Here is a 21,535-nt window from a genome sequence, read left to right as displayed (position 1 = left end):
GGAATGTATGATTGGTTGATTGTCGGCGCCGGCTTTGCAGGCAGCGTTCTGGCGGAACGTCTGGCGACCGAGCGCAACGAGCGCGTCCTCCTCATCGACCGCCGTCCGCATATCGGCGGCAACGCCTATGATCGGTACGACGACGACGGCCTTCTGATCCATCAGTATGGTCCGCATATCTTCCATACCAATTCCAAGCAGATCTTCGATCATCTTTCCCGCTTCACGGAATGGCGCTTCTACGAGCACCGGGTCCTGGCCGAAGTGGATGGCATGCTCGTGCCGATTCCCATCAACCTCGACACGGTCAACAAGCTCTACGGCCTGAATCTCACGTCCGAGCAGCTGCAGGACTGGTTTGCCGAGCGTGCCGAGACGATCGGCGAGATCAAGACGTCCGAGGACGTGGTGGTGTCGGTCGTGGGACGCGAGCTCTACGAGAAGTTCTTCCGCGGCTACACGCGCAAGCAATGGGGGCTCGATCCCTCCGAACTCGACAAGTCGGTGACCTCGCGCGTGCCGACGCGCACCAACCGGGACGACCGCTATTTCACGGACGAATTCCAGTTCATGCCCAAGCACGGCTACACGCGGATGTTCGAGAAGATGGTCAGCCATCCGAACATCCACGTTATGACGCAGACGGATTATGACGACGTGAAGAACGTCGTTCCCCATCGCCGCGTCATCTATACCGGGCCGATCGACGAGTACTTCAACTTCCAGTTCGGCAAGCTGCCCTACCGGTCGCTCCGCTTCGAGCACGTGACCCTCGACCAGACCTGGCATCAGGCCGTCGGTGTCGTGAACTACCCCCAGACGAACGACTACACCCGCGTCACGGAATACAAGCACCTGACCGGCCAGGAACACGCCAAGACGGCGCTCACCTACGAGTATCCGTCGGCCGAAGGCGATCCCTACTACCCGATTCCGAAGGCCGAGAACCAGGAACTGTTCAAGAAGTACGAGAAGCTTGCCCTGGCCACGCCCGACGTGTGGTTCGTCGGACGGCTGGCAACCTATCGCTACTACAACATGGACCAGATCGTCGGTCAGGCGCTCGCCACCTTCCGGCGCATCAACGAGTCTCTGCCAGTCGGGGCCGACACCTCCGCGGTGAAAGTCGTATCGGGCTCGGCAGCCTTGGTTTCGTAATCGACAAAGAGCATTGAACATTCCGCACTAGGAATAGTTGTGGAAGTACTGTTGTAATAGCTCGGAGTTGCATGATGAAACGACCACTAGAGCTTTGGGGCGGACTGGAATGTACCGTCGCAAGAGTTGGCGACGACTACCGCGACCAAAGCCTGGAGACCGGTCATCATGAGCGAATCGAGGATCTCGACCGCATCGCCGAGCTCGGGATCCGCACGCTGCGTCATCCGGTGCTCTGGGAGAGGATCTCTCCCGAGAGCCCGGACCGCACGGACTTCTCCTGGCACGATGCGCGCCTGGAGCATCTCCAGACCCTCGGCATCCGCGCCATCGCGGGCCTGTGCCATCACGGGAGCGGCCCTCGCTACACCCACATGCTCGATCCCGCCTGGCCCGATCTCCTGGCCCGTCATGCGGCGCATGTGGCGGAGCGCTATCCCCACCTCGATCTCTACACCCCCGTCAACGAGCCGCTCACGACCGCCCGGTTCTCGGGGCTCTACGGTCATTGGTATCCGCACGGAACGACCTATGAGGCTTTCCTCAAGATCCTGGTGAACGAGTGCAAGGCGACCGTCCTGTCCATGCGCGCCATCCGCAAGGTCCGGCCGGATGCGCAGCTGGTTCAGACCGACGACATGGGCAAGACCTTCGCGACGTCCACGCTCGCCTATCAGGCCGAGCATGAGAATCAGCGGCGCTTCCTGGGATTCGATCTCCTCTGCGGCATGGTCGATCGGGATCATCCCTGGTGGAGCATCCTGCTGGACAACGGCGTCCCGCAGGCCGATCTCGAGCTCCTGCTCGAGGCCGATGCGGCGCCCGACATTATCGGCATCAACCATTACCTCACCAGCGAGCGCTATCTCGACGAGCGCATGAACCGTTATCCGGAGCATCATTGGGGCGGCAACGGCCGGCACCGATACGCGGATGCGGAAGCGGTCCGCATGCCTCTGCCGTCCACTGACCTTGGGCCTGCCGCGCGGCTTCGGGAGGTCTGGGAGCGCTACAAGCGGCCCATAGCGGTCACGGAGGCGCACCACGGCAGCACCCGCGACGACCAGCTGCGCTGGCTCATGGAGGTCTGGAACGGCGCCAACACGCTGCGCGACGAGGGAGCCGACATCCGGGCCGTCACCGTCTGGTCCCTCTACGGGGCCGTCGACTGGAACAGCCTGCTGACGCGCCGCAACGGCTTCTACGAGCCTGGGCCCTTCGACGTGCGGGCTCCCGAGCCGCGGCGCACGGCGCTCGCCCATGCGGCGGAGGCGCTCGCCAAGACGGGCACCTTCGACCATCCGGTGCTCGACCGCGCCGGCTGGTGGAAGCGCGACATCCGCTTCTACAGGCCGCCGGCGAGACAATCGAGGTCCTGCTGGCTCGCCGACGAGCCGCGCCAGCTCCTGATCACGGGCGCCACGGGAACCCTCGGCCGCGCCTATTCGCGCCTGTGCGATTTCCGGGGCCTCAATCACGTGCTGCTCTCCCGTCGGGACATGGACATCGCCGATCCTAGGAGCGTCGCGAAGGCGCTCGAGTGCCATCGGCCCTGGGCGGTGATCAACGCCGCCGGGTATGTGCGCGTGATGGAAGCCGAGAACGACCGACAGGCATGCTTCCGGGAGAACACGTCAGGCGCAGAGACGCTGGCCAGAGTTTGCGCGGACCTGGACATTCCCCTCGTCACCTTCTCGTCCGATCTCGTCTTCGACGGAACGCTCGAACGGCCTTACGTCGAAAGCGACGCGGTCAACCCGACGACGGTCTATGGCGAGAGCAAGGCCGAGGCCGAGCGCAGAATCCTGGAGGCCTATGACAAGGCTCTCGTCCTGCGCACGAGCGCATTCTTCGGTCCCTGGGATCGTTACAACTTCATCTGGTCGATCCTGAACACCCTCAGCAAGGGCGAGGACGTGGAAGCCAGCCTGGACGTGGTGTCGCCGACCTACGTGCCCGATCTGGTCAACACGTCCCTCGACCTCCTGATCGATGGGGGCACCGGCATTTGGCATATGGCCAATACCGGAGAGACCTCCTGGCGCGATCTCGCCGCCATGGCGGCCGAGCGTGCGGGCTTCGATCCTGAGCGCGTGATCGGGGCCGGCGATGATCCGGCTCTCAACACGGCTCTCTCCACCGAGCGCGGTCTTCTCATGCCGCGGCTGGAGAGCGCCCTCGACCGGTTCTTCGCGGACAGCGAAGTGGAATGGTCGGACGAAGCCATGAAGGTGGCGGCCGAATAGGGAGCTCCTGCACGCGCACCCTTCCGGCGCAAGGCAAAAGAAAAGACGGCCAGGTTTCCCTGGCCGTCTTTTGATTGTGCGGGCGAGGCTTACGCGGCCGCCTCCGCGGCTCGAACGGCTTCCTCGAGGCGCGCCGCTCTGGACTCCACGGCCAGCTCCACGAGCGCGTCCGTCAGCATCGTGGCGGTCGGATCCGCCAGCGGTTCGTCGCGGAACAGACGCAGGGTCGAGGCCACCAGCCGCCCGCGGCCATAGGAGCGCTCGACGCCGAGCGCCACAGGCTTGTGGATCCAGCCGACCACGAGACCGGAGAAAACGCGCGCCTGGAAGTCGAGCAGGTTGCAGTTCGCGATCACGTAATCCGGCAGCACCCGGTCCATGGTTTCGTCGAGGAGAGGACCGGACGGGAAGCGGGCGAAATGACCCGAGCGCCGCAGCCACCCGAAGGACGAGGCCCAGTCTCCGGACCAGAGGGTGCCGGCACGCGCCTGCACCCTCACGGCCTGCCAGTGCGGGAAGAACGGGTAAAGGGCCATATCCTCTTCCGGCAGAAGCAGGAGCTTGGCGCCCGCCCGCACGTGATCCGCAATGGCCTTGTTGTGCGTGCGGGAGACGATCAGGGTCGATTCCTCGAAAGCGCGGGCAATACTGTAGCCCAGCGCCCGGAACCGTTCCCGGATGTCCTCGTCCGGCGACCAGACCAGCTCGCGCGCATGAACCGGCCTCGTGCGCTTGGGATGGATCGCGATGTCATGATGGTTATGCGCGACCAAGCGGCCATCCGCGGTGCGCAGATCGAGGCTGATGCGCCGCAGGGAGGGCTCGTCCATCCCCGGCACGGGAATCTCGATGCGGCCGAGATCGAGCACAGCCGGCGCCTCGAGGCGGGGCAGGGAGAGGGTCTGGCTTTCGCCGCAGAGGGAGATCTCCAGCGTGCAGTCCTCCAGCACCGGTCCGGCCCCGTGGGCGATCGCCAGGCCGAGGACCGCCGTCTCGCCGGACCAGTAGGAGGCCCGCTCCCATTTCGGCACGATCACCGTGTCCGAGTTGACGATATGGAAGAGCTCATGGAACACGCGCGGGTTGCGGCGCATGTCGAGCAGACCGTTCGATTCCCAATGGCAGTCGTGCAGTTCGGTGATCACGTAGCCGGCGAGGTTCGGCTTCCGGCGCATGGCCTCGATCTCGTATTTGAGCGCGCGGAACTGCTGCCATTGCGCCGCGATGACGAAGCGGCGCAGATCCCCGAAGACCCGGTCCAGGCTCCAGTCCGAGAAACGGTTCTCGACGCCGTGGGCATACATCACGCCCTCGCCCCAGTCGTGTCCGGTCTCGAACCACCAGGGCTCCTCGCCCTTGGCGTCGCGCAGGTCCTTCGGATAGGGCAGGCCCCAGTTGCCGAACTCGGAGCACATCAGCGGCTCGCGGCCGGTGATCACCGCATCGCCATGGGGCGAGTAGAGCCACGAGGCCCGGCTCGACAGCTCGTCCACGAACTGGTCCCATTGCGCCCGATGGTCGGGATAGGCGGCATAGAAATGGTAATCCGCGATGTCGGATTCCACGTGGAAGCTCGGCGCGAGCGGCGAGTTGTCGACCACGAGGCGCGTCGGATCGTAGGCCTTCAGCCAGGCGAAGGTGCGCTTGAGCCAGTCGCGGTGATCCGCATCGTTGACCAGATCGACGCCCCAGTTCTCGTTGATGATCGTCCAGATGACGATGGACGGATGGTTGGCGTCGCGGTCGACGATGCCCTTCAGCAGCTTTTCCTTGCGTCCCCGCGAGCGGTCCGTGGCCATGCCGCCGTTCGGTAGCTCGGTCCAGATCAGCATCCCCATCCGGTCCGCCACCTCGTAGTAGCGCGGATCGGCCGCCTTGATGTGGCAGCGCAGACAATTGAGGCCGAGTTCCTTGGCCTTGCGGAATTGATCTTCCAGGAACTCCACCGACGGCACGGTGCAGATCGTGTCCGGATAGTAGTCCTGGTCGAGCGCGGAGCGCAGGTAGAGCGGCTCGCCGTTGAGATAGAACTTGCCGTTGCGCGTCTCGATCGAGCGGAAGCCGAAATGGTCAGCGATCTCGTCCTTCACCTCGCCGTTGCGGATGAGTTCGAGGCGGACGCGGTAGAGATTGGGATGGTCAGGCGACCAGGCGCGGACGTCGTCGAGCGTGAACTCGAACGGCATGGAGGTGACGCCCACCTGCGTCTCGTGCATCTCGTCGAGCACCACATCGCCCGACGGGTCCGTGACCGCGATGCGGATCTGGGTCGCGTCCGTGAGCGGGCGCGCGAAGAACACCCCGGAAGTCACCCGTCCGGTGGTCAGGTTGGGCACGAGGCGCACCCGGTTCATGTGGTCGGAGATGCGGCGCTCGAGGTAGACGGGCTGCCAGATGCCCGACAGGGGGCCGTACCAGCTCTGCTTGCCGAACGGAATTTCGGCGAAGGGCGAATCCGGGAACTCGGCCGGGTTGTCGGTCGGGCTGTCGACGCGGACCTTGATCTCGTTCGCCCCCGGCTTGAGGTGGGAGGTCACGTCGAACGAGAACGGCAGGAACCCGCCCTCGTTGTGGCCCACGGCCTCTCCGTTGATGAAGACCTTGGTGTTGTGGAACACGGCGCCGAAGCGGATCCAGACGCTGTCGTGCAGCCAAGATTCGTCGATCTCGATGGTCCGGCGATAGATCCCGATGCCGGCGCGCATCCGCAGGTCCGCAAACTGGGCCTGCCAGGGACTTGGCACCGTGATCTGGCGAACCTCGGCCGGGCCCGACAGACGGTCGTCGGCCACATGCAAAAATTCCCAAGTCCCGTCCAGACTGATGCGATTGTCCTGCATGACATCTCCTTGAATCAGAGATTACCCAATGGTTTCGAAAGCGGCGAGAACATGGCCGAATGCCGGCGATGCGGGAAGGCGCCCAGCCTGCGACATAGCGTGTCGTCGAAGCCTGCTCGAACCATCGGCCCCTCGTCTCTGACCATTGTTGGTGGCCCGTCTCGAACAACGGAGAAACGCTCCATTGGATCCCGGGACGGATCGATCCCGAGGCCGGGTCGAACGGACGGGTCGGCAGGAACCGGCTCTTCCATCTCGCGTTGCCCTGATAATGCCGAGCCTTGCTGCTCGCCCGACAACCCGCATTTCTCGAAGAGGCTCCAGATGGCTCAACAGATTCCTGATGATCGTGCCCGACAGGGGGCGTCCGGCCGCCCGGTCCTGGGTGTTCTGATCGGCTCGCTCCTGCTCCTGGCGGTGGCCGTGTCCGGATACATGATCTGGGCGGGCTCGACGTCTCCGGACGATCCGGGCACCGATGCGGCCCGGGCCAATGTGACGGGCTCCACGACCGGCTCCTCGAATGCCAACCCGACCAACCGGATCTCGCCCGCCAACCCGGCCTATCCGGCCCCCGGCGCACAGCCTTCGGCCAACGAAGCTCCGAAGCAGTAAGAATCTTCCCTTCAGGAAGCCGGGAGAGGCAGCCGCCTCTCCCGGCTTTTTTGTTGCGCTTGGCCGACCGGACGGCGACTTTTCGCCGTAATGATTCGCAAAGAACCGCCCCGCCGATGCGGCGACCTGCACAAGCGGGCCGGTTCTCGGCGCGAACGGGACGCTCTTTGAAAAGACGGGCACCGGAGCGATCCGGTGCTCCAGGGAATGCGATAGGACGACTGAATGATCAGCATGGGGATGAAGCGGCTCTTCCGGGCTGCCGTGATCGTGGCGGGCATTGCAGCAGGCGGCGCATCCCATGCGCAGCAGGCTCAGACCTCTCCGACCACCCCGCCGGCTCAGAGCCCCGCCGCAACCCAGCCTCAGGCCGCCGTGCCGGCGCCTGCTCCCATCTCGGCCGAGACCAAGGCCGCCCGCGCCAAGCTCGACGGCTTCAAGGCCGACCTCGATCAGAAGGAAGCGGCCATCCAGGGCCGGACCATGCCGGATGCGGACCTGCAGAACATCCGCGTGCAGATCGAGCCGATCATCGCCGAAATCCGCACCGTCGTCGACGAACAGGCCCCGAAGCTCGAGGCCAGCAAGCAGCGACTGAGCCAACTCGGACCGAAGCCGGACAAGGGCCAGCCCGAGGAGAGCGCCGACGTGGCCCGCGACCGCGCCGAGCGCGAGGCTGCCGTAGCGGAACTGGACGAGACCCAGCGGCTCGGGCGCGCACTGCTCGTCCAGGCCGAGCAGCTCAACACCCAGATCGGCGACCTGCGCCGGGCGGGGTTCACCCGGGCGCTGTTCGAGCAGAGCGACGGCCTCCTCAGCCCCAGCCTCTGGATGAACGTGGTGCAGGCCGTTCCGCGCGAGCTTCGGGCGCTCGGGATCGTCCTGGGCGATGCTCTGGAGCAGCTTGAGCGCAGCACCTCGATCGGCGTGCTGCTGCTTCTCGGATTGGCCATCGGCGTGGCGATCGCCCTCTATGCCGGGCGCCGCTCCCTCGCGCCGCGCCTCGTCAGGCGGGATCCCGCCGTCACCGACCCGGCCCGTCGCAGCCGCCTTCTGGCCGCGCTCGGCGTGCTGATCCTGGGGGCGGGCCCGGCAATCGCCGGCAGCTGGATCGTCTGGGTGGCGTTCGACTCGGTCGATATCGTGCCGCCGCGGCTCGAGCAGGTCGGCAGGGCCTTTCTGAGCGGCCTCGCCTTCATCGCCTTCGTGCGCGCCCTGATCGATGCGATCCTGGCGCCGGATCATACCTCCTGGCGGCTGATCCCGGTCCGAGACGCCTCGGCGGCACGCATCATGAGCTTTGCCGTGACCCTGGCGACCGTCATGGTGGCCGGCAAGGTGATCGAGTCGTTCAACACGGCGATCGCGGCCGCCTTGCCCGTCACGGTCATGACCCGAGCGGTCTTCGCCCTGGCCGCCGGGCTGGTCTTCGCCGAGCTCCTGCGGCGCTTCGCGGCGCGCGAGTCCCAGGACGAGGCGTGCCTGGGGCCGTACGTCGCGCAGGAGGTCGATATCGGCGGACCCCTGCGCAGCTTCGGCTGGTTCGTGGTCGCGCTCATCGTCGGCAGCGTGGTGGGCGGCTATGTGGCCCTGGCGTCCTTCGTGGTCGATCAGGCGGTGGGCATTTCCATCGTGATCGCCCTACTGGTCCTCGGCATCGCGTTCGCCGACGAGTTCATCGGCGGCTCCCTGCGCGGCCAGACCCGGCTCGCCACGGCACTCCAGGCCAATACGGGCCTGCGCCGCCGCTCCCTGGAGCAGATCGGCATCCTGGCCAGCGGCATCATGCGACTGGCCCTGATCGTCATCGCGATCCTGCTCGTGCTGCTGCCCTGGGGCATCGAGTCGGCGGACGTGACGGGATCGCTCCGGGCCCTGTTCTTCGGCTTCAACGTCGGCGAGGTCACGATCTCCCTGTCGTCGATCCTCATCGCGGCCGTGCTGTTCGCGGCGGGCTTCGCCGTCACGCGGGTGATCCAGCGCTGGCTCAACAACACCTTCCTGCCGGCGACCGAGCTCGATGCGGGTCTGCGCAACTCGATCAGCACGGCGGCGGGCTATGTGGGCATCATCATCGCGGGCATGATCGCCTTCACCTATCTGGGCCTCAGCCTGGAGCGGGTGACCATCGTGGCCGGCGCCCTGTCGGTCGGTATCGGTTTCGGCCTGCAATCCATCGTCAACAACTTCATCTCCGGCCTCATCCTCCTGTGGGAACGCCCCATCCGGGTCGGCGACCTCGTGGTCGTCGGCGACGGGGAGGGCTACGTGCGCCGGATCAATGTGCGGTCCACGGAGATCCAGGCCTTCGACCGCTCGACGATCATCGTGCCGAATTCGAACCTGATCTCCGGCATCGTGCGCAACCGGGTGCGCAACGACCGCGTCGGGCGCGTGCTGGTGTCGATCCCCGTCCCCCGGGCCTCGGATCCCGATCAGGTGGCGGAGATCATGCGCAAGGCGGCTCTCGCCCACCGGGAGGTAATGAGCGAGCCCGCGCCCCGGGTCCTGTTCAAGAAGGTCACGGAAAACACCATCGACTTCGATCTCATCTGCTTCGTGGACGACATCGATGCGGCCGGCCGGGTCTCGAGCGACATCTATTTCGAGATCTTCCGCGGCCTGCGGAAGGCCGGCGTCGGGGTTCCCGCGCCGGCGCCCGCGCCCGAACCAGCCGAAGAGCCGCAGGACAAAGCCCCAAAGGCGGATGAGAAAGAGGACGAAACCTTAACCCTTCTCAAGGATAAGACGCCTGCATGAAGCGTCTCATCCTCCTGATCCTTCCCGCCCTCGCTCTTGCCGCCTGCCAGAGCGAGAAGCCCGTCCAACGCAGCCAGACCCCGAGCTTCTACGTCTCCATGGCCCGGGCCGATGCGGTCGTGGATGCCGCCATGGCCCGCGACATGATCGGGGCCTATCGCGGCAACAACGGCCTGCGGCCGCTCACGCTCGATCCCGACCTGCAGGCGGCCGCCCAGGCCGAGGCCGACGCCATGGCACGGGCCGACAAGCCGAGCTCCGCGGAGGCCTTCAAGGCCCGTCTTGCCTCCTCGGGCTTCACGGCTCCGGCCGCCAACCTGTCCGCCGGCTACCACACCCTGGCCGAGGCCTTCTCGGGCTGGCGCGAGAGCCCGCAGCACAACCGGGTTCTCCTCGATTCCAGGGCGACCCGGATCGGAATCGCCACGGCCTACACGCCGAATTCCAAGTACAAGGTCTACTGGGCCCTGGCGGTCGCGGCCGACCGCCGCTGACCGCCGGCGGCGACCCGGAAGGCCCTGGTCGGAACTTAACCTATGTGAGCGCGCTTTAGCTTGAGGAACTCTCAAGCTCACCAAGTGCGCGTATCACGATGCCGGATTTCGACCCTAAACTGGGCAAGCAGCTGCCTCCGCCGCCAGCGGTGGGGAGCGATCAGGAGGTCGGTCCCGGCCAAGGCGTCACCCTGGCGAAGGAGGCCGCCACCGCGGCGGCGCATCCTCCCGAGCCGCCCCATGCGCACGAAATCGCCCCGAGCATCATCCGAGAGCTGTTTCTTTTGTTTCGCGACATGCTCCGGAGCGGCAAGGGCTGGCCCATGCTGCGGCTGGGCGCGGCCATTCTCGTCATCCTGGTCGGCAACATGTTCGGCCAGGTGCGGCTCAACGAGTGGAACGGCGCCTTCTTCGACGCCGTCGAGAAACGCGATTCGGCTACCTTCTTCCATCAGCTCCTGGTCTTCCTCGTCATCGTGGCGGTCCTTCTGGCCCTCGTGGTGGCGCAGACCTGGCTGCAGGAGCGACTCAAGATCCGGCTTCGCCAGCGGCTGACGCAGGTGCTGCTCGACATCTGGCTCCTGCCGAACCGCGCCTACCAGATGGGTTTCATGGGCGAGAACAGCGCCCAGCCGGACCAGCGGATGCAGGAGGATTGCCGCCTCTTCTCCGAACTCTCGACCGAGCTCGGGGTCGGCATGCTGCAGGCCTTCCTGCTGCTGGTCAGCTTCATCGGCGTTCTCTGGGCGCTGTCGGGTCCGGTGAGCTTCACGCTCAGCGGCCGCGAGATCACGATTCCCGGCTACATGGTCTGGGTCGCGGTCGGCTATGCCGGGATCGGGTCTGGGCTGACCTGGCTCGTCGGACGTCCGATGATCCGCCTCAACACCTTGCGCTACGCCCGCGAGGCCGAGCTGCGCTTCGCGCTCGTGCGCGTGAACGAGAGCGCCGAGAGCGTCGCCCTCTACAATGGCGAGCCGGACGAGCGCCGCAACCTCGACGAGTTCGTCGAGGCGGTCCTCAAGGCGTCGCGGCGCCTCTCCGGCGGCCTCGCGCGCCTGACCTGGATCACCTCGGGCTACGGCTGGCTCGCCATCGTGGTGCCGATTCTCGCGGCCGCGCCGGACTATTTCGCGGGTCGCCTGTCCTTCGGCGAGATGATGATGGTGGTCGGCGCCTTCAATCAGGTGCAGTCGGCCCTGCGCTATTTCGTCGACAACTTCCCGAAGATCGCCGATTGGCGCTCCGCCGTCCTGCGCGTCGCGACGTTCAGGCAGGCCGCCGTGGATCTCGACGAGGTCACGGCCGAGAGCCGCAAGATCGAAATCGGTCCCCATCCCAAGGGCTGGCTGAGCTTCGAGGCCGTCTCGATCGCGCTCAACGACGGCAGCATCCTGATCGAGGATGCGACGGCCGAGATCCAGCCCGGCGAGCGAGTGCTGATCATGGGTGAATCGGGCGCCGGCAAGAGCACGCTGTTCCGCGCCATCTCGGGCCTCTGGCCATGGGGCTCGGGCCGCATCCGCATCCCCAAGCCGGAGGAGATGATGTTCCTGCCGCAGCGGCCCTATCTGCCTCTGGGATCGCTCAGGGCCGCCATCAGCTATCCGGCCTCGCCGGAGACGTTCGAGGATGAGGAGGTGCGCAAGGCCCTCGAGCGCTGCGGCCTGGGCGAGTTCGTCACGATGCTGGACAGGCACGAGCGCTGGGACCGGAGCCTGTCGCTGGGCCAGCAGCAGCGGGTGGCCTTCGCCCGGGTGCTGCTGCACAAACCCCGGTGGGTGTTCATGGACGAGGCGACCTCGGCCCTCGACGAGGAGAACCAGGCGTCGATGCTGGCCCTGTTCGAGAACGAACTGAACGGCGCGAGCGTCCTGTCGATCGGACACCGGCCCGGTCTCGAGGAGTTCCACACCCGCACCCTCCATATCCGCAAGACCAAGGAAGGCGCCATTCTCCTGGCCCGGCCGCGGTCACGGCAGAATGAAGGCTCTCACTCGAAGAGCGGGCCGAAATGGATCGGGCGCTTCCGCCGGAGCCTGAAGCCGGCGAGGAGCAGGGCATGATGTGGAACAGACGGGAAGGTCTCGACTTTCCAAGCGGTGTGAAGTGCGCAAATCTGGACGGGATCAAATCTTGATGGGAGGCGGAGTGCCCTTCGTCATGTTCGCGGGTAAATCTCCATGCGGCTGATCAGGCTTTATATCCGTGTTCTGGGCGAGCTCGGGTCCGATATCAGGATCGGCGCCCTGCTGGCCTTGGCCAACATCGCCCTTGCGATCTCGGCTTTCGCGGAGCCCATCCTGTTCGGGCGCATCATCGACGTGCTCACCCGGGCTCAGGCGGCGAACGGAACCCCGGTGACCTTCGGGGCCTTGATGCCCCTCATCCTCGCCTGGGTGGCGTTCGGGTTGTTCTCCATCGGGGCCGGCGCCCTGGTGGCGCTGCATGCGGACCGGCTGGCGCATCGGCGGCGGCTCGCCGTCGTGGCGAATTACTTCGAGCACGTGCTCGAACTGCCGCTCGCCTTCCACACCTCGACCCATTCGGGCCGCGTGCTGAAGGTCATGCTGGAAGGCTCGGGCGCCATGTCGTGGCTCTGGCTCGGCTTCTTCCGCGAGCATCTGTCGGCTCTCATCGCCCTCGTGGTCCTCCTGCCGCTCACCGTATTCCTGAACTGGCGCCTGGGCCTGCTTCTCGTCGGGCTCGTGGCGGTTTTCACGTTTCTCACCGCCATCGTGCTCCGCAAGACGGAGACCCTGCAGGGCTCCGTGGAGCGCTATCATTCGAGCCTCGCCGAGCATGCCTCGGACGCGCTCGGCAACGTGCCGGTGATCCAGTCCTTCACCCGCGTCGAGGCCGAGAGCCGTTCCCTGCGGACCATCATCCAGCAACTGCTCCAGGCGCAGAATCCGGTGCTGTCCTGGTGGGCGCTCGCCTCCGTGGCATCCCGGGCCTCCGCGACGATCACCGTCACGGCGATCTTTCTTCTGGGCACCTGGCTGCATCTGAACGGCTTGGCGACTATCGGCGAGGTCGTCATGTTCATGAGCATGGCCACCATGCTGATCGGCCGGCTCGAGCAGGCGGTGAGCTTCATCAACCAGCTCTTCATGCAGGCGCCCAAGCTGCAGGAATTCTTCGAGATCCTGGACACCGCCCCGGTCGTGCACGATCGCGTCAACGCCAGGCACGTGGAGCGCTATCGGGGCGACGTGGTCTTCGACAATGTCAGCTTCTCCTACGACGGCAAGCGCTCCGCCGTGCAGGACGTGTCGTTCACGGTGAGCGCCGGCGAGAACGTGGCACTGGTCGGCGCCACCGGATCGGGCAAGTCGACGACGCTCGGGCTGCTGCACCGGGCCTTCGATCCGCAATCAGGCTCGATCCGCATCGACGAGCTCGACATCCGCGACGTCACGCTCTCGTCCCTGCGCCGCAACATCGGCGTGGTGTTCCAGGAGCCGATGCTGTTCGCCCGCACAATCCGCGAGAACCTGCAGGTCGGGCGGCCCGACGCGACCGACCAGGAGATGATCGAGGCCCTGGAGCGCGCGCAGGCCATCGAGTTCATCTCACGCCAGGCGGAGGGGCTCGACACCGTCATCGGCGAGCGCGGACGCTCGCTGTCCGGCGGCGAGCGCCAGCGCCTGTCGATCGCCCGCGCGCTCCTGAAGAACCCACCGATCCTCATCCTCGACGAGGCGACGAGCGCGCTCGATGCCGCCACCGAACGCAAGCTGCAGCTCGCCCTCGACGAGGTGATGAAGGGACGCACCACCTTCGTGATCGCCCATCGCCTCGCCACCATCCGCAACGCCAACCGCATCCTCGTGTTCGATCAGGGCCGCGTCATCGAGACCGGCACCTTCGACGACCTCGTGGCGAAGGGCGGCCGGTTCGCCGAACTCGCCCGGGCGCAGTTCATGGCCTCCGAGGAGCCGCCGCCGAAGCGCGTGAAGGTATCGGCGCACGCATGACCCGGAGCTTCGATCCCGAGACGACGGGCATCCGCCATCGGGTCGAGGGCGTGACGCTCCATGCCGTGGAGGCAGGGCCCGAGGACGGGCCGCTCGTGATCCTGCTCCACGGCTTTCCCGAGTTCTGGTGGGGGTGGCGCTATCAGATCGCCTCGCTCGCGGAGGCCGGGTTCCGCGTGCTCGCGCCGGATCAGCGCGGGTACAATCTCAGCGACAAGCCCGACGGACGGCGCGCTTACGATCTCGACGTCCTGGCGAAGGATGTGGTCGGGCTGGCCGATGCGCTCGGGCGCAGGACGTTTTCCGTGGTCGGCCACGACTGGGGCGGGCTCGTCGCCTGGTGGACGGCCTCGCGGTATCCGGACCGCATCGCGAAGCTCGCGGTTCTCAACGCGCCCCATCCGAGCGTCGCCGGATCCTACATCCGCTCGCATCCGAGCCAGATGCTGAGAAGCCTCTATGTGGGGTTCTTCCAGATCCCGCGTTTGCCCGAGGCCATGCTTTCGGCCAATGGCCATCGCAGCCTTAAGGATGCCCTCCTGCGCACGAGCCGTCCCGGCACGTTCTCGGAGGAGGACATGGCGCATTACGTGAAAGCCTGGTCCCGGCCCGGGGCGCTCACCACCATGCTGAACTGGTACCGGGCGCTCCCGTTCCGGCCGGACATGAAGGATCCCACGGTCCGTTCACCGACGCTCGTCATCTGGGGCGCACGCGATCGGTTTCTCGAAAGAGGATTGGCGGAGGCGAGCCTCGCCCTGTGCCGGTCGGGCGACATTCGCTGGATCGAGACCGCCACCCACTGGGTCCAGCACGAGGAACCGGAAGCCGTCAACGCGGCGCTGGTGGAATTTCTGACGGGTTAGTCGATCGAACGCTTCTCCGATCCGCTCCCGTCGTCACCGGCACGAGCCCGGTCATGACGGGAAGGTTTCACCGGGTCAATTCTACTCCGCCCTGGCGCGGACCGTCGTGAGCGGCGTGATCCTGAGCGCCATGATCCGGTTGCGCGACTTGCGCAGCACCTGGAAGCGGCAGCCGTGGAAGGTGAAGATCTGGCCCGTGTCGGGAATGGTCTGCGCCTCGTGGATGACGAGGCCCGCGATGGTGGTGGCCTCCTGGTCCGGCAGGTTCCAGTCCATGGCTCGGTTGAGGTCGCGGATCGGCACGGATCCGTCGACATTGACCGAGCCGTTCGGCTGGGGGCGCACGCCCTGGACCGAGAGATCGTGCTCGTCCTTGATGTCGCCGACGATCTCCTCGAGGATGTCTTCAAGGGTCACGAGGCCCATCACCTCGCCGTATTCGTCGACCACGAGGGCGAAGTGGGTCTTCTTGGCGAGGAAAGCCTTCAGTTGGTCGCGCAGCGACGTGGTGTCGGGCACGAACCAGGTTTCCAGCGCGATCGCCTCGACCTTGAGCCTGCCCGCATCGCCGCCCACCGCATCGAGGGCCCGCAGCAGGTCCTTGGCATGGAGCACGCCGACGATGTTCTCCTGGCTCTCGCGCCAGAGCGGCATGCGGGTATAGGGCGAGGACAGCACCTCGCGCACGATCTCCTCGGACGAGAGATCCGCGTTGATGGTGCGCATCTTGGTGCGGTGGACCATCACCTCCGAGACCGTCAGGTCCTCGAGGTCGAGGAGGCCGCCCAGCATGTCGCGCTCCACCTTGGCGACGCCGCCCTCCTTGTGCAGCAGGGCGACCTGTCCGCGGATCTCCTCGCTGGCCGAGAGGATCGGCGTGTTCGCCCCGATCCGGATGCCGAAGGGGCGCAGCATGAGCCGCACGATCCCCTCGATGGCGATCGCGAGCGGCCCCAGAAACGCCACCGCCCAGGTCATGGGCCGCGAGAGGGCGAGCGACACGGTCTCGGGTGAGGAGATCGCGACGGTCTTCGGCAGCACCTCGGCGAAGACGATCACCAGGACCGACATGATGACCGTGGCGTAGATCGCGCCCTCCTGGCCGAAGATCGCCACGAGCACGCTGGTGGCGAAGGCCGAAACGCCGATATTGACGATGTTGTTGCCGATCAGCACCGTGCCGATGAAGCGCTCTCGCATCTCGAGCAGGCGGTTCACCAGCTTGGCGCGCCGGTCGCCGCCCTTCTCCAGGACCAGCATGCGCGAGCGCGATGCGCCGGTAAACGCCGTCTCACCGGCCGAGAAGAAGGCCGAGAGCAGAAGGCAGAAGACGACGACCAGGGCCGCAAACCAGAGATCGCCGGAGGAGTCTTCGATCATGACCGTGACGGTTCGAGTTCGCTGTCCAGAAAGCTGCGGACCTTGTCGGCCCCGATGCCGGGAGCGATGAAGCTCTGCCCGATGCCCCGGGCCAGGATGAAGGTCAGGGCGCCGCCCTTCACCTTCTTGTCCTGGGCCATGGCGTCGAGAAGCGCGTCGACTGTGCCGCAGCCCCCGGGAACATGGGAGAGGCGGGTGGGAAGTCCAGCGGCCGACAGATGCGCTTCGACGCGCTCGGCATCCTTCTCGGGGCACAGGCCGAGCGCGGCCGAGAAGCGGAACGCCAGACACAGGCCGATGGCGACGCCCTCCCCATGGACGAGGCGGGCCGAATCGTACCGGGTGATCCGCTCGAGCGCATGGCCGAAGGTGTGGCCGAGATTGAGCAGCGCGCGGTCGCCGTTCTCGTGCTCGTCGCGCACCACCACGGCGGCCTTGGCGCGGCAGCTCTGCGCCACGGCCTCGTCCCGCTCGGGCCCGCCGGCGAAGATGCTCTGCCAGTTCGCCTCGCACCAGGCGAAGAAGCGCTCGTCGTCGATGAGGCCGTACTTGGCCACCTCCGCGTAGCCCGCGCGCATCTCGCGCAGGGGCAGCGTGTCGAGCAGCGCCGTGTCGGCCAGGACCAGGCTCGGCTGGTGGAAGGCGCCGACGAGGTTCTTGCCGTGGCGGGAATTGATGCCGGTCTTGCCGCCGACCGAGGAATCGACCTGGGAGAGCAGGGTGGTCGGCACCTGGACGAAGCGCACGCCCCGGCGCACCACCGCGGCCGCGAAGCCCGCGAGATCCCCGATCACGCCGCCGCCGAGCGCCACCACGAGATCGCCGCGCTCGATCCTGGCGGCCAGCACCGCGTCGCAGACCTGTTCCAGGTTGGCATATGACTTGGTGGCCTCGCCGGGCGGAAGGGTGATCACGGACGCACGCAATCCCTGGGCTTCCAGGGCTCCGGCCAGAGGCGCGGCATAGAGCGGTCCCACATGCTCGTCCGTCACGATGGCGGCCGCGCGGGCGCCGAGGGACGCGATGCGCGATCCGGCCGTCTCGACCACCCCGCGCCCGACCAGGATGTTATAGGCCCGGTCGCCGAGCGGGACCGGCACCGTGATGAAGGACGGATCGTCCCTCCGGGAGGCGGGACGCGTCATGGTTCGATGTTTCCCTGCTTTTCACGGGCGAACCACTCGCTCAGCGCCTTGATGACGTCGGCGACGACCCGGTCGTGCGGGGCCTCGTGGGAGTCGATGGTCACGTTCGCCGTGGCATAGACCGGGTAGCGCAGCTCCATCAGGCGGCGCATGGTGCCCTCCGGGTCCGGGTTCTGCAGGAGCGGGCGGGTCGCCCGCTTGCGGACCCGGCGCATGAGGATGTCGAGATCGGCCTTGAGCCAGAGCGAGATCCCGTGCTCGGCGATGCGGTGGCGGGTCTCCTCGTTCATGAAGGCGCCTCCGCCCGTGGCGAGCACGATCGGCCCCTCCTGCAGGAGGCGGGCGATGACGCGGCGCTCGCCGTCGCGGAAATGGGCTTCGCCGTGGATGGCGAAGATCTCGGGAATCGTCATGCCGGCCGCGGCCTCGATCTCGTGATCGGCGTCGCGGAACGGCAGCTTGAGCGTCTGTGCGAGCCTGCGGCCCACCGTGCTCTTTCCGGCGCCCATGAGCCCGACGAGCACGAGCGATCGCGTGCCGAGCTGGCGGCTGATCGGATGGCCGCGCCGGCTTGACTGGTCTTGCCCGCCGACTTCATCGAGCGAATTGAAGCGGCTGATATTGTTCATGGCTCCAGTCCTAGCACGGGCGCGGCGGCCTGTCACAAGGGCGTTATTCCCCTTTCCCTGGCAAACTTAACCGAAGTGAGGGACTTGCCTTCGCGGCCTTGGCATGGTTCTAGCGGTTCAACGTATCAAGAGGCTCACTTGCCCACCCTGTTCCGGTTCCTCCTCGTTGTCGCCATTCTCGCAGGCCTTGGCTTCGCGGCCATGTTTGCGCTCGCGACCTTCGTCGACCCCGATCCGCGCGAAATCACCGTCCCGGTGCCCACCAGCCGCACGCCCTCGTCCTCATGAGCGGCGCGCGCCACGCGAGCCTCTTCCTCGATATGCTGGCCGCCGAGCGGGGCGCCTCCAAGAACACGCTCGAGGCCTACCGGCGCGATCTCGACGACTACCTCGCCTATCTGAAGGAGACCGGCGGCCAGCCCGATACCGCGAGCGCCTCCACCGTCCGGGGCTTCATGGCCAGCCTGGAGGAGCGCGGCCTGAAGGCCTCGTCGGCCGCCCGCAGGCTCTCGGCGGTGCGCCAGTTCCACAAGTTCCTCTACGTGGAAGGCTATGCCCCGGCCGACCCGACCGCCGCCGTTTCGGCACCCAAGCGCGGCCGGGTGCTCCCGAAGGTTCTCTCGGTCACCGAGGTCGATCGCCTGCTGCAGGTCGCCTATGAGGGCATCCAGCACCCGGAGGCCACGCCGGCCGAGTGCCTTCGCGCGGCCCGCATGGCCTGCCTGCTGGAACTGCTCTACGCCACGGGTCTGCGCGTCTCCGAACTCGTCGCGCTGCCGCGCAGCGCCGCCAGGACCCGGGACCGGTTCCTCGTGGTGCGCGGCAAGGGCGCCAAGGAACGGCTCGTTCCGCTGACCGAGGCAGCCCGGGATGCGGCGCGCGCCTATCTCGCTCTGCTGGAGGAGCGGACGAAGGCCGCTGGCCCCTGGCTGTTCCCGGCCGACAGCGAGAGCGGCCATCTCACCCGCCAGGCCTTCGCCCGTGACCTGAAGGCCCTGGCCGGGGCGGCGGGCCTCAGGGCCGACAGGGTCAGCCCGCACGTGCTCCGCCACGCCTTCGCCAGCCACCTGCTTCAGAACGGGGCCGATTTGCGCGTTGTGCAGGAGCTTCTGGGCCATTCCGACATCTCGACCACGCAGATCTACACCCACGTGCTCGACGAGCGCCTGAAGAGCATGGTGCGCGATCTGCACCCGCTGGCGGACGGGGAGGGATAGCATTCTCCCCCTCGTCATCACCGGACTTGTGCCGATGATGTCGATTGACTGAAGCGCCCCGGTCTTCTCTTCGGGATGGCCGGCACGAGGCCGGCCATGACGTGGGGTGTCGTCGTTGGAGCTTCACCGCCTCTTCAGCAGGAACACGCCCTGGTCGCCGAGCAGGTTCCACGCCCACCAGGGCAGGGTCACCCGGATCGGCTGGCCGCCCGCGTTGAGGGCCACGGCCTTCTCCATCTGGGCACCGACCTCCCGGCACAGTTCCACGAAGTCCCGGATGGTGCAGAAATGGATGTTGGGGGTGTCGTACCAGGAATAGGGCAGGTTCTCGGTCATGGGCATCCGGCCGCGGAATCCCAGATCGAAGCGCACGCGCCAATGGCCGAAATTCGGGAAGGACACGATGGCCCGGCGGCCGATGCGCAGGAGATGCTCCAGCACCACCCGGGGCTGCCGCGTGGCCTGGATGGTCTGCGAGAGGATCACGTAGTCGAAGGCATCGTCCGGGTAATCGGCGAGGTCGGTGTCGGCATCGCCCTGGATCACCGGCAGGCCCTTGGCCAGGCACGCATTCACGCCCTCGCGGGAGATCTCGATGCCGCGCCCGTCGACCCCCCGGCGGTCGCGCAGGATCCCCAGGAGCGAGCCGTCGCCGCAGCCGATGTCGAGCACGCGCGAGCCCGGCTCGACCATGTCGGCCACCAGAAGGAAGTCGAGCCGGTGGCCAGTCTCGAGGTCGGTCGCCGGAAGGCTCGAGACGGTCATGCGATCCCCCGCACCCGGGCGGCCGCGTCGATGAAGCCGCGGACCGCGGCGAACATCTCGGGCTCCTCGAGCAGGAAGGCATCGTGGCCCTTGTCGCTCTCCACCTCGACGAAGCCGACGGAGGCCGCCGCGGCGTTCAGGGCGTGGACGATGGCCCGCGAGTCGGAGGTGGGGAACAGCCAGTCGGACGTGAAGGAGATCAGGCAGAAGCGCGTGGCCGAGCCCTTGAAGGCCTTGGCCAGGGAGCCGCCATGCTCCGCCGCGATGTCGAAGTAATCCATCGCCCGGGTGACGTAGAGATAGGAATTGGCGTCGAAGCGCTCGACGAAGGAGATGCCCTGGTAGCGCAGGTAGCTCTCGATCTGGAAATCCGCGTCGAAGGAGAAGGTCGGGGCGGCGCGGTCCTGGAAGTTGCGGCCGAACTTCCGGTGCAGGGCCATCTCGGACAGATAGGTGATGTGCGCGCCCATCCGGGCCACGGCGAGGCCCTTCGAGGGCCGCGTGCCTTCGGTCAGGTAGCGCCCGCCGCGCCATTCCGGATCAGCCATCACGGCCTGGCGGCCGACCTCGTGGAAGGCGATGTTCTGGGCGGAATGGCGGGCCGCCGTCGCGATGGGAAGGGCGGCGAAGACCCGGGTGGAATAGCTCGCGGCCCATTGCAGCACCTGCATGCCGCCCATGGAGCCGCCGACGACGCAGAACAGGCTCTCGATGCCGAGCTTGTCGATCAGCGCCGCCTGGGCGCGCACCATGTCCCGGATGGTCACGACCGGAAAGTCGAGCGCGTAGGGCCGGCCCGCCGCCGGGTCGGTCGAGGCGGGGCCCGTGGTGCCCATGCAGCCGCCGATCACGTTGGCGCAGATCACGAAGAAGCGGTTCGTGTCCACGGGCTTGCCGGGCCCGACCATGGTGAGCCACCAGCCGGGCTTGCCCGTCACCGGATTGTCGTTCGCCACGTGCTGATCGCCGGTCAGCGCATGGCAGATCAGCACGGCGTTCGATTTGTCCGCGTTGAGGGTGCCGTAGGTCTGATAGGCGATCTGCCACGGCGCGAGCGCTATCCCTGCATCCATCATCAGGGGCTCGTGTGCGCCAAACCGCATGACCAGGCTCGACGGGTCGTCGACCTGGCTTCGCGGTTCGGAGGACAGGGGAGCAAATGACATCATAAAACGGAAGGGTTCGTTCTTTCGAACAATCGGTACTGCGGAGCGGCTGCCGCGTCAACGAACTTGACGCCTCGTCCGCCCGCGCAGACGATGCCCTGGGCTCTGAGGCCGCTGCCCGTCCCGACCACCCTCCGCCCGTGCTGGCACCCTCCGCCTGTCCTGACATCCTCGACGTCATGGCCGGGCTTGTCCCGGCCATCCCCGCCGTGCCTTTCTGATCGGGATCACCGGCCCAAGGCCGGTGATGACGTGGGAGTGGTGGACAGGTGTG

Annotated in this window: 16 protein-coding genes; 10 read left to right on the top strand and 6 right to left on the bottom strand. The window is 66.7% G+C overall.

Translation table 11 applies throughout. The annotated features are described in order from the left end of the window. The first annotated feature begins 3 nt into the window (after nucleotides 1-3). Nucleotides 4-1,158: a UDP-galactopyranose mutase gene (glf, locus tag KBI52_RS28200; RefSeq protein WP_210812433.1), complete on the top strand. Its 1,155-nt coding sequence runs from the start codon at nucleotides 4-6 to the stop codon at nucleotides 1,156-1,158. 74 nt (nucleotides 1,159-1,232) lie between these two features. Next, nucleotides 1,233-3,404, top strand: a complete 2,172-nt coding sequence (locus tag KBI52_RS28195; RefSeq protein WP_173948146.1) for a family 1 glycosylhydrolase — start codon at nucleotides 1,233-1,235, stop codon at nucleotides 3,402-3,404. Nucleotides 3,405-3,493: 89 nt separating this feature from the next. Here KBI52_RS28195 and KBI52_RS28190 read toward each other — a convergent pair whose 3' ends face one another. Further along, on the bottom strand, nucleotides 3,494-6,244 hold the full coding sequence (locus KBI52_RS28190) for a glycoside hydrolase family 2 protein (RefSeq protein ID WP_173948147.1): 2,751 nt from the start codon (nucleotides 6,242-6,244) through the stop codon (nucleotides 3,494-3,496). A 324-nt stretch (nucleotides 6,245-6,568) separates the two neighbouring features. Between KBI52_RS28190 and KBI52_RS28185 the strand changes: the two genes are divergently transcribed. The 6 genes from KBI52_RS28185 (at nucleotide 6,569) to KBI52_RS28160 (ending at nucleotide 14,959) form a co-directional block, all read left to right on the top strand. After that, nucleotides 6,569-6,859: a hypothetical protein gene (locus tag KBI52_RS28185; RefSeq protein ID WP_173948148.1), complete on the top strand. Its 291-nt coding sequence runs from the start codon at nucleotides 6,569-6,571 to the stop codon at nucleotides 6,857-6,859. Between the two features lie 225 nt (nucleotides 6,860-7,084). Next, nucleotides 7,085-9,619 (top strand): DUF3772 domain-containing protein, encoded by a 2,535-nt coding sequence (locus KBI52_RS28180; protein ID WP_247654703.1) that lies wholly within the window; start codon nucleotides 7,085-7,087, stop codon nucleotides 9,617-9,619. Beyond that, nucleotides 9,616-10,113 carry a CAP domain-containing protein gene (locus KBI52_RS28175; RefSeq protein WP_173948149.1) on the top strand — a complete coding sequence of 166 codons (498 nt, stop codon included), beginning with the start codon at nucleotides 9,616-9,618 and terminating at the stop codon, nucleotides 10,111-10,113. The genes KBI52_RS28180 and KBI52_RS28175 overlap by 4 nt, the downstream gene beginning before the upstream one ends. 98 nt (nucleotides 10,114-10,211) lie before the next feature. Continuing rightward, nucleotides 10,212-12,179: an ABC transporter ATP-binding protein/permease gene (locus tag KBI52_RS28170; protein ID WP_173948150.1), complete on the top strand. Its 1,968-nt coding sequence runs from the start codon at nucleotides 10,212-10,214 to the stop codon at nucleotides 12,177-12,179. 117 nt (nucleotides 12,180-12,296) lie between these two features. Beyond that, nucleotides 12,297-14,093, top strand: a complete 1,797-nt coding sequence (locus KBI52_RS28165; RefSeq protein ID WP_173948151.1) for a glucan ABC transporter ATP-binding protein/ permease — start codon at nucleotides 12,297-12,299, stop codon at nucleotides 14,091-14,093. Then, the gene (locus KBI52_RS28160) at nucleotides 14,090-14,959 is read left to right on the top strand and encodes an alpha/beta fold hydrolase (RefSeq protein WP_210812432.1); all 870 of its coding nucleotides are present in this window, start codon (nucleotides 14,090-14,092) and stop codon (nucleotides 14,957-14,959) included. Before KBI52_RS28165 ends, KBI52_RS28160 begins: the two co-directional genes overlap by 4 nt. A gap of 81 nt (nucleotides 14,960-15,040) precedes the next feature. On the opposite strand, the gene KBI52_RS28155 is transcribed toward KBI52_RS28160, so the two are convergent. Genes KBI52_RS28155 through KBI52_RS28145 form a run of 3 tightly spaced genes read right to left on the bottom strand, consistent with a single transcriptional unit; the run spans nucleotide 15,041 to nucleotide 18,113 of the window. Continuing rightward, nucleotides 15,041-16,339, bottom strand: coding sequence for an HlyC/CorC family transporter (locus tag KBI52_RS28155; protein WP_173948153.1), 1,299 nt, complete (start codon nucleotides 16,337-16,339; stop codon nucleotides 15,041-15,043). Continuing rightward, nucleotides 16,336-17,484 (bottom strand): 3-dehydroquinate synthase, encoded by a 1,149-nt coding sequence (aroB, locus tag KBI52_RS28150; protein ID WP_210812431.1) that lies wholly within the window; start codon nucleotides 17,482-17,484, stop codon nucleotides 16,336-16,338. Before aroB ends, KBI52_RS28155 begins: the two co-directional genes overlap by 4 nt. After that, on the bottom strand, nucleotides 17,481-18,113 hold the full coding sequence (locus KBI52_RS28145; RefSeq protein WP_173948155.1) for a shikimate kinase: 633 nt from the start codon (nucleotides 18,111-18,113) through the stop codon (nucleotides 17,481-17,483). The genes aroB and KBI52_RS28145 overlap by 4 nt, the downstream gene beginning before the upstream one ends. A gap of 138 nt (nucleotides 18,114-18,251) precedes the next feature. Here KBI52_RS28145 and KBI52_RS28140 point away from each other — a divergent pair, with 138 nt between their 5' ends. Further along, a complete protein-coding gene (locus KBI52_RS28140; RefSeq protein WP_036354334.1) occupies nucleotides 18,252-18,401 on the top strand; it encodes a hypothetical protein in 150 nt (49 codons plus the stop codon). Continuing rightward, on the top strand, nucleotides 18,398-19,330 hold the full coding sequence (gene xerD, locus KBI52_RS28135; RefSeq protein WP_173948156.1) for a site-specific tyrosine recombinase XerD: 933 nt from the start codon (nucleotides 18,398-18,400) through the stop codon (nucleotides 19,328-19,330). Before KBI52_RS28140 ends, xerD begins: the two co-directional genes overlap by 4 nt. A 123-nt stretch (nucleotides 19,331-19,453) precedes the next feature. Here xerD and metW read toward each other — a convergent pair whose 3' ends face one another. Continuing rightward, nucleotides 19,454-20,095 (bottom strand): methionine biosynthesis protein MetW, encoded by a 642-nt coding sequence (gene metW, locus KBI52_RS28130; RefSeq protein WP_173948157.1) that lies wholly within the window; start codon nucleotides 20,093-20,095, stop codon nucleotides 19,454-19,456. Further along, on the bottom strand, nucleotides 20,092-21,264 hold the full coding sequence (locus tag KBI52_RS28125) for a homoserine O-acetyltransferase (protein WP_371823223.1): 1,173 nt from the start codon (nucleotides 21,262-21,264) through the stop codon (nucleotides 20,092-20,094). The genes metW and KBI52_RS28125 overlap by 4 nt, the downstream gene beginning before the upstream one ends. Nucleotides 21,265-21,535: the final 271 nt, after the last annotated feature.

Origin of the sequence: Microvirga sp. HBU67558, assembly GCF_018069605.1 — a bacterium.
In the GTDB taxonomy this organism is placed as follows: Bacteria; Pseudomonadota; Alphaproteobacteria; order Rhizobiales; family Beijerinckiaceae; genus Microvirga; species Microvirga terrae.
This window is presented reverse-complemented; position numbering and strand designations above follow the sequence as displayed.

Excerpts from the sequence above, each read along its gene's own strand:
- xerD (WP_173948156.1), top strand. The coding sequence starts at position 18,398 with ATGAGCGGCGCGCGCCACGCGAGCCTCTTCCTCGATATGCTGGCCGCC.
- KBI52_RS28160 (WP_210812432.1), top strand. The coding sequence starts at position 14,090 with ATGACCCGGAGCTTCGATCCCGAGACGACGGGCATCCGCCATCGGGTC.
- KBI52_RS28195 (WP_173948146.1), top strand. The coding sequence starts at position 1,233 with ATGAAACGACCACTAGAGCTTTGGGGCGGACTGGAATGTACCGTCGCA.
- KBI52_RS28145 (WP_173948155.1), bottom strand. The coding sequence starts at position 18,113 with ATGAACAATATCAGCCGCTTCAATTCGCTCGATGAAGTCGGCGGGCAA.
- KBI52_RS28185 (WP_173948148.1), top strand. The coding sequence starts at position 6,569 with ATGGCTCAACAGATTCCTGATGATCGTGCCCGACAGGGGGCGTCCGGC.
- KBI52_RS28190 (WP_173948147.1), bottom strand. The coding sequence starts at position 6,244 with ATGCAGGACAATCGCATCAGTCTGGACGGGACTTGGGAATTTTTGCAT.
- metW (WP_173948157.1), bottom strand. The coding sequence starts at position 20,095 with ATGACCGTCTCGAGCCTTCCGGCGACCGACCTCGAGACTGGCCACCGG.
- KBI52_RS28180 (WP_247654703.1), top strand. The coding sequence starts at position 7,085 with ATGATCAGCATGGGGATGAAGCGGCTCTTCCGGGCTGCCGTGATCGTG.
- KBI52_RS28170 (WP_173948150.1), top strand. The coding sequence starts at position 10,212 with ATGCCGGATTTCGACCCTAAACTGGGCAAGCAGCTGCCTCCGCCGCCA.
- aroB (WP_210812431.1), bottom strand. The coding sequence starts at position 17,484 with ATGACGCGTCCCGCCTCCCGGAGGGACGATCCGTCCTTCATCACGGTG.
- KBI52_RS28165 (WP_173948151.1), top strand. The coding sequence starts at position 12,297 with ATGCGGCTGATCAGGCTTTATATCCGTGTTCTGGGCGAGCTCGGGTCC.
- KBI52_RS28175 (WP_173948149.1), top strand. The coding sequence starts at position 9,616 with ATGAAGCGTCTCATCCTCCTGATCCTTCCCGCCCTCGCTCTTGCCGCC.
- KBI52_RS28155 (WP_173948153.1), bottom strand. The coding sequence starts at position 16,339 with ATGATCGAAGACTCCTCCGGCGATCTCTGGTTTGCGGCCCTGGTCGTC.
- glf (WP_210812433.1), top strand. The coding sequence starts at position 4 with ATGTATGATTGGTTGATTGTCGGCGCCGGCTTTGCAGGCAGCGTTCTG.
- KBI52_RS28125 (WP_371823223.1), bottom strand. The coding sequence starts at position 21,264 with ATGATGTCATTTGCTCCCCTGTCCTCCGAACCGCGAAGCCAGGTCGAC.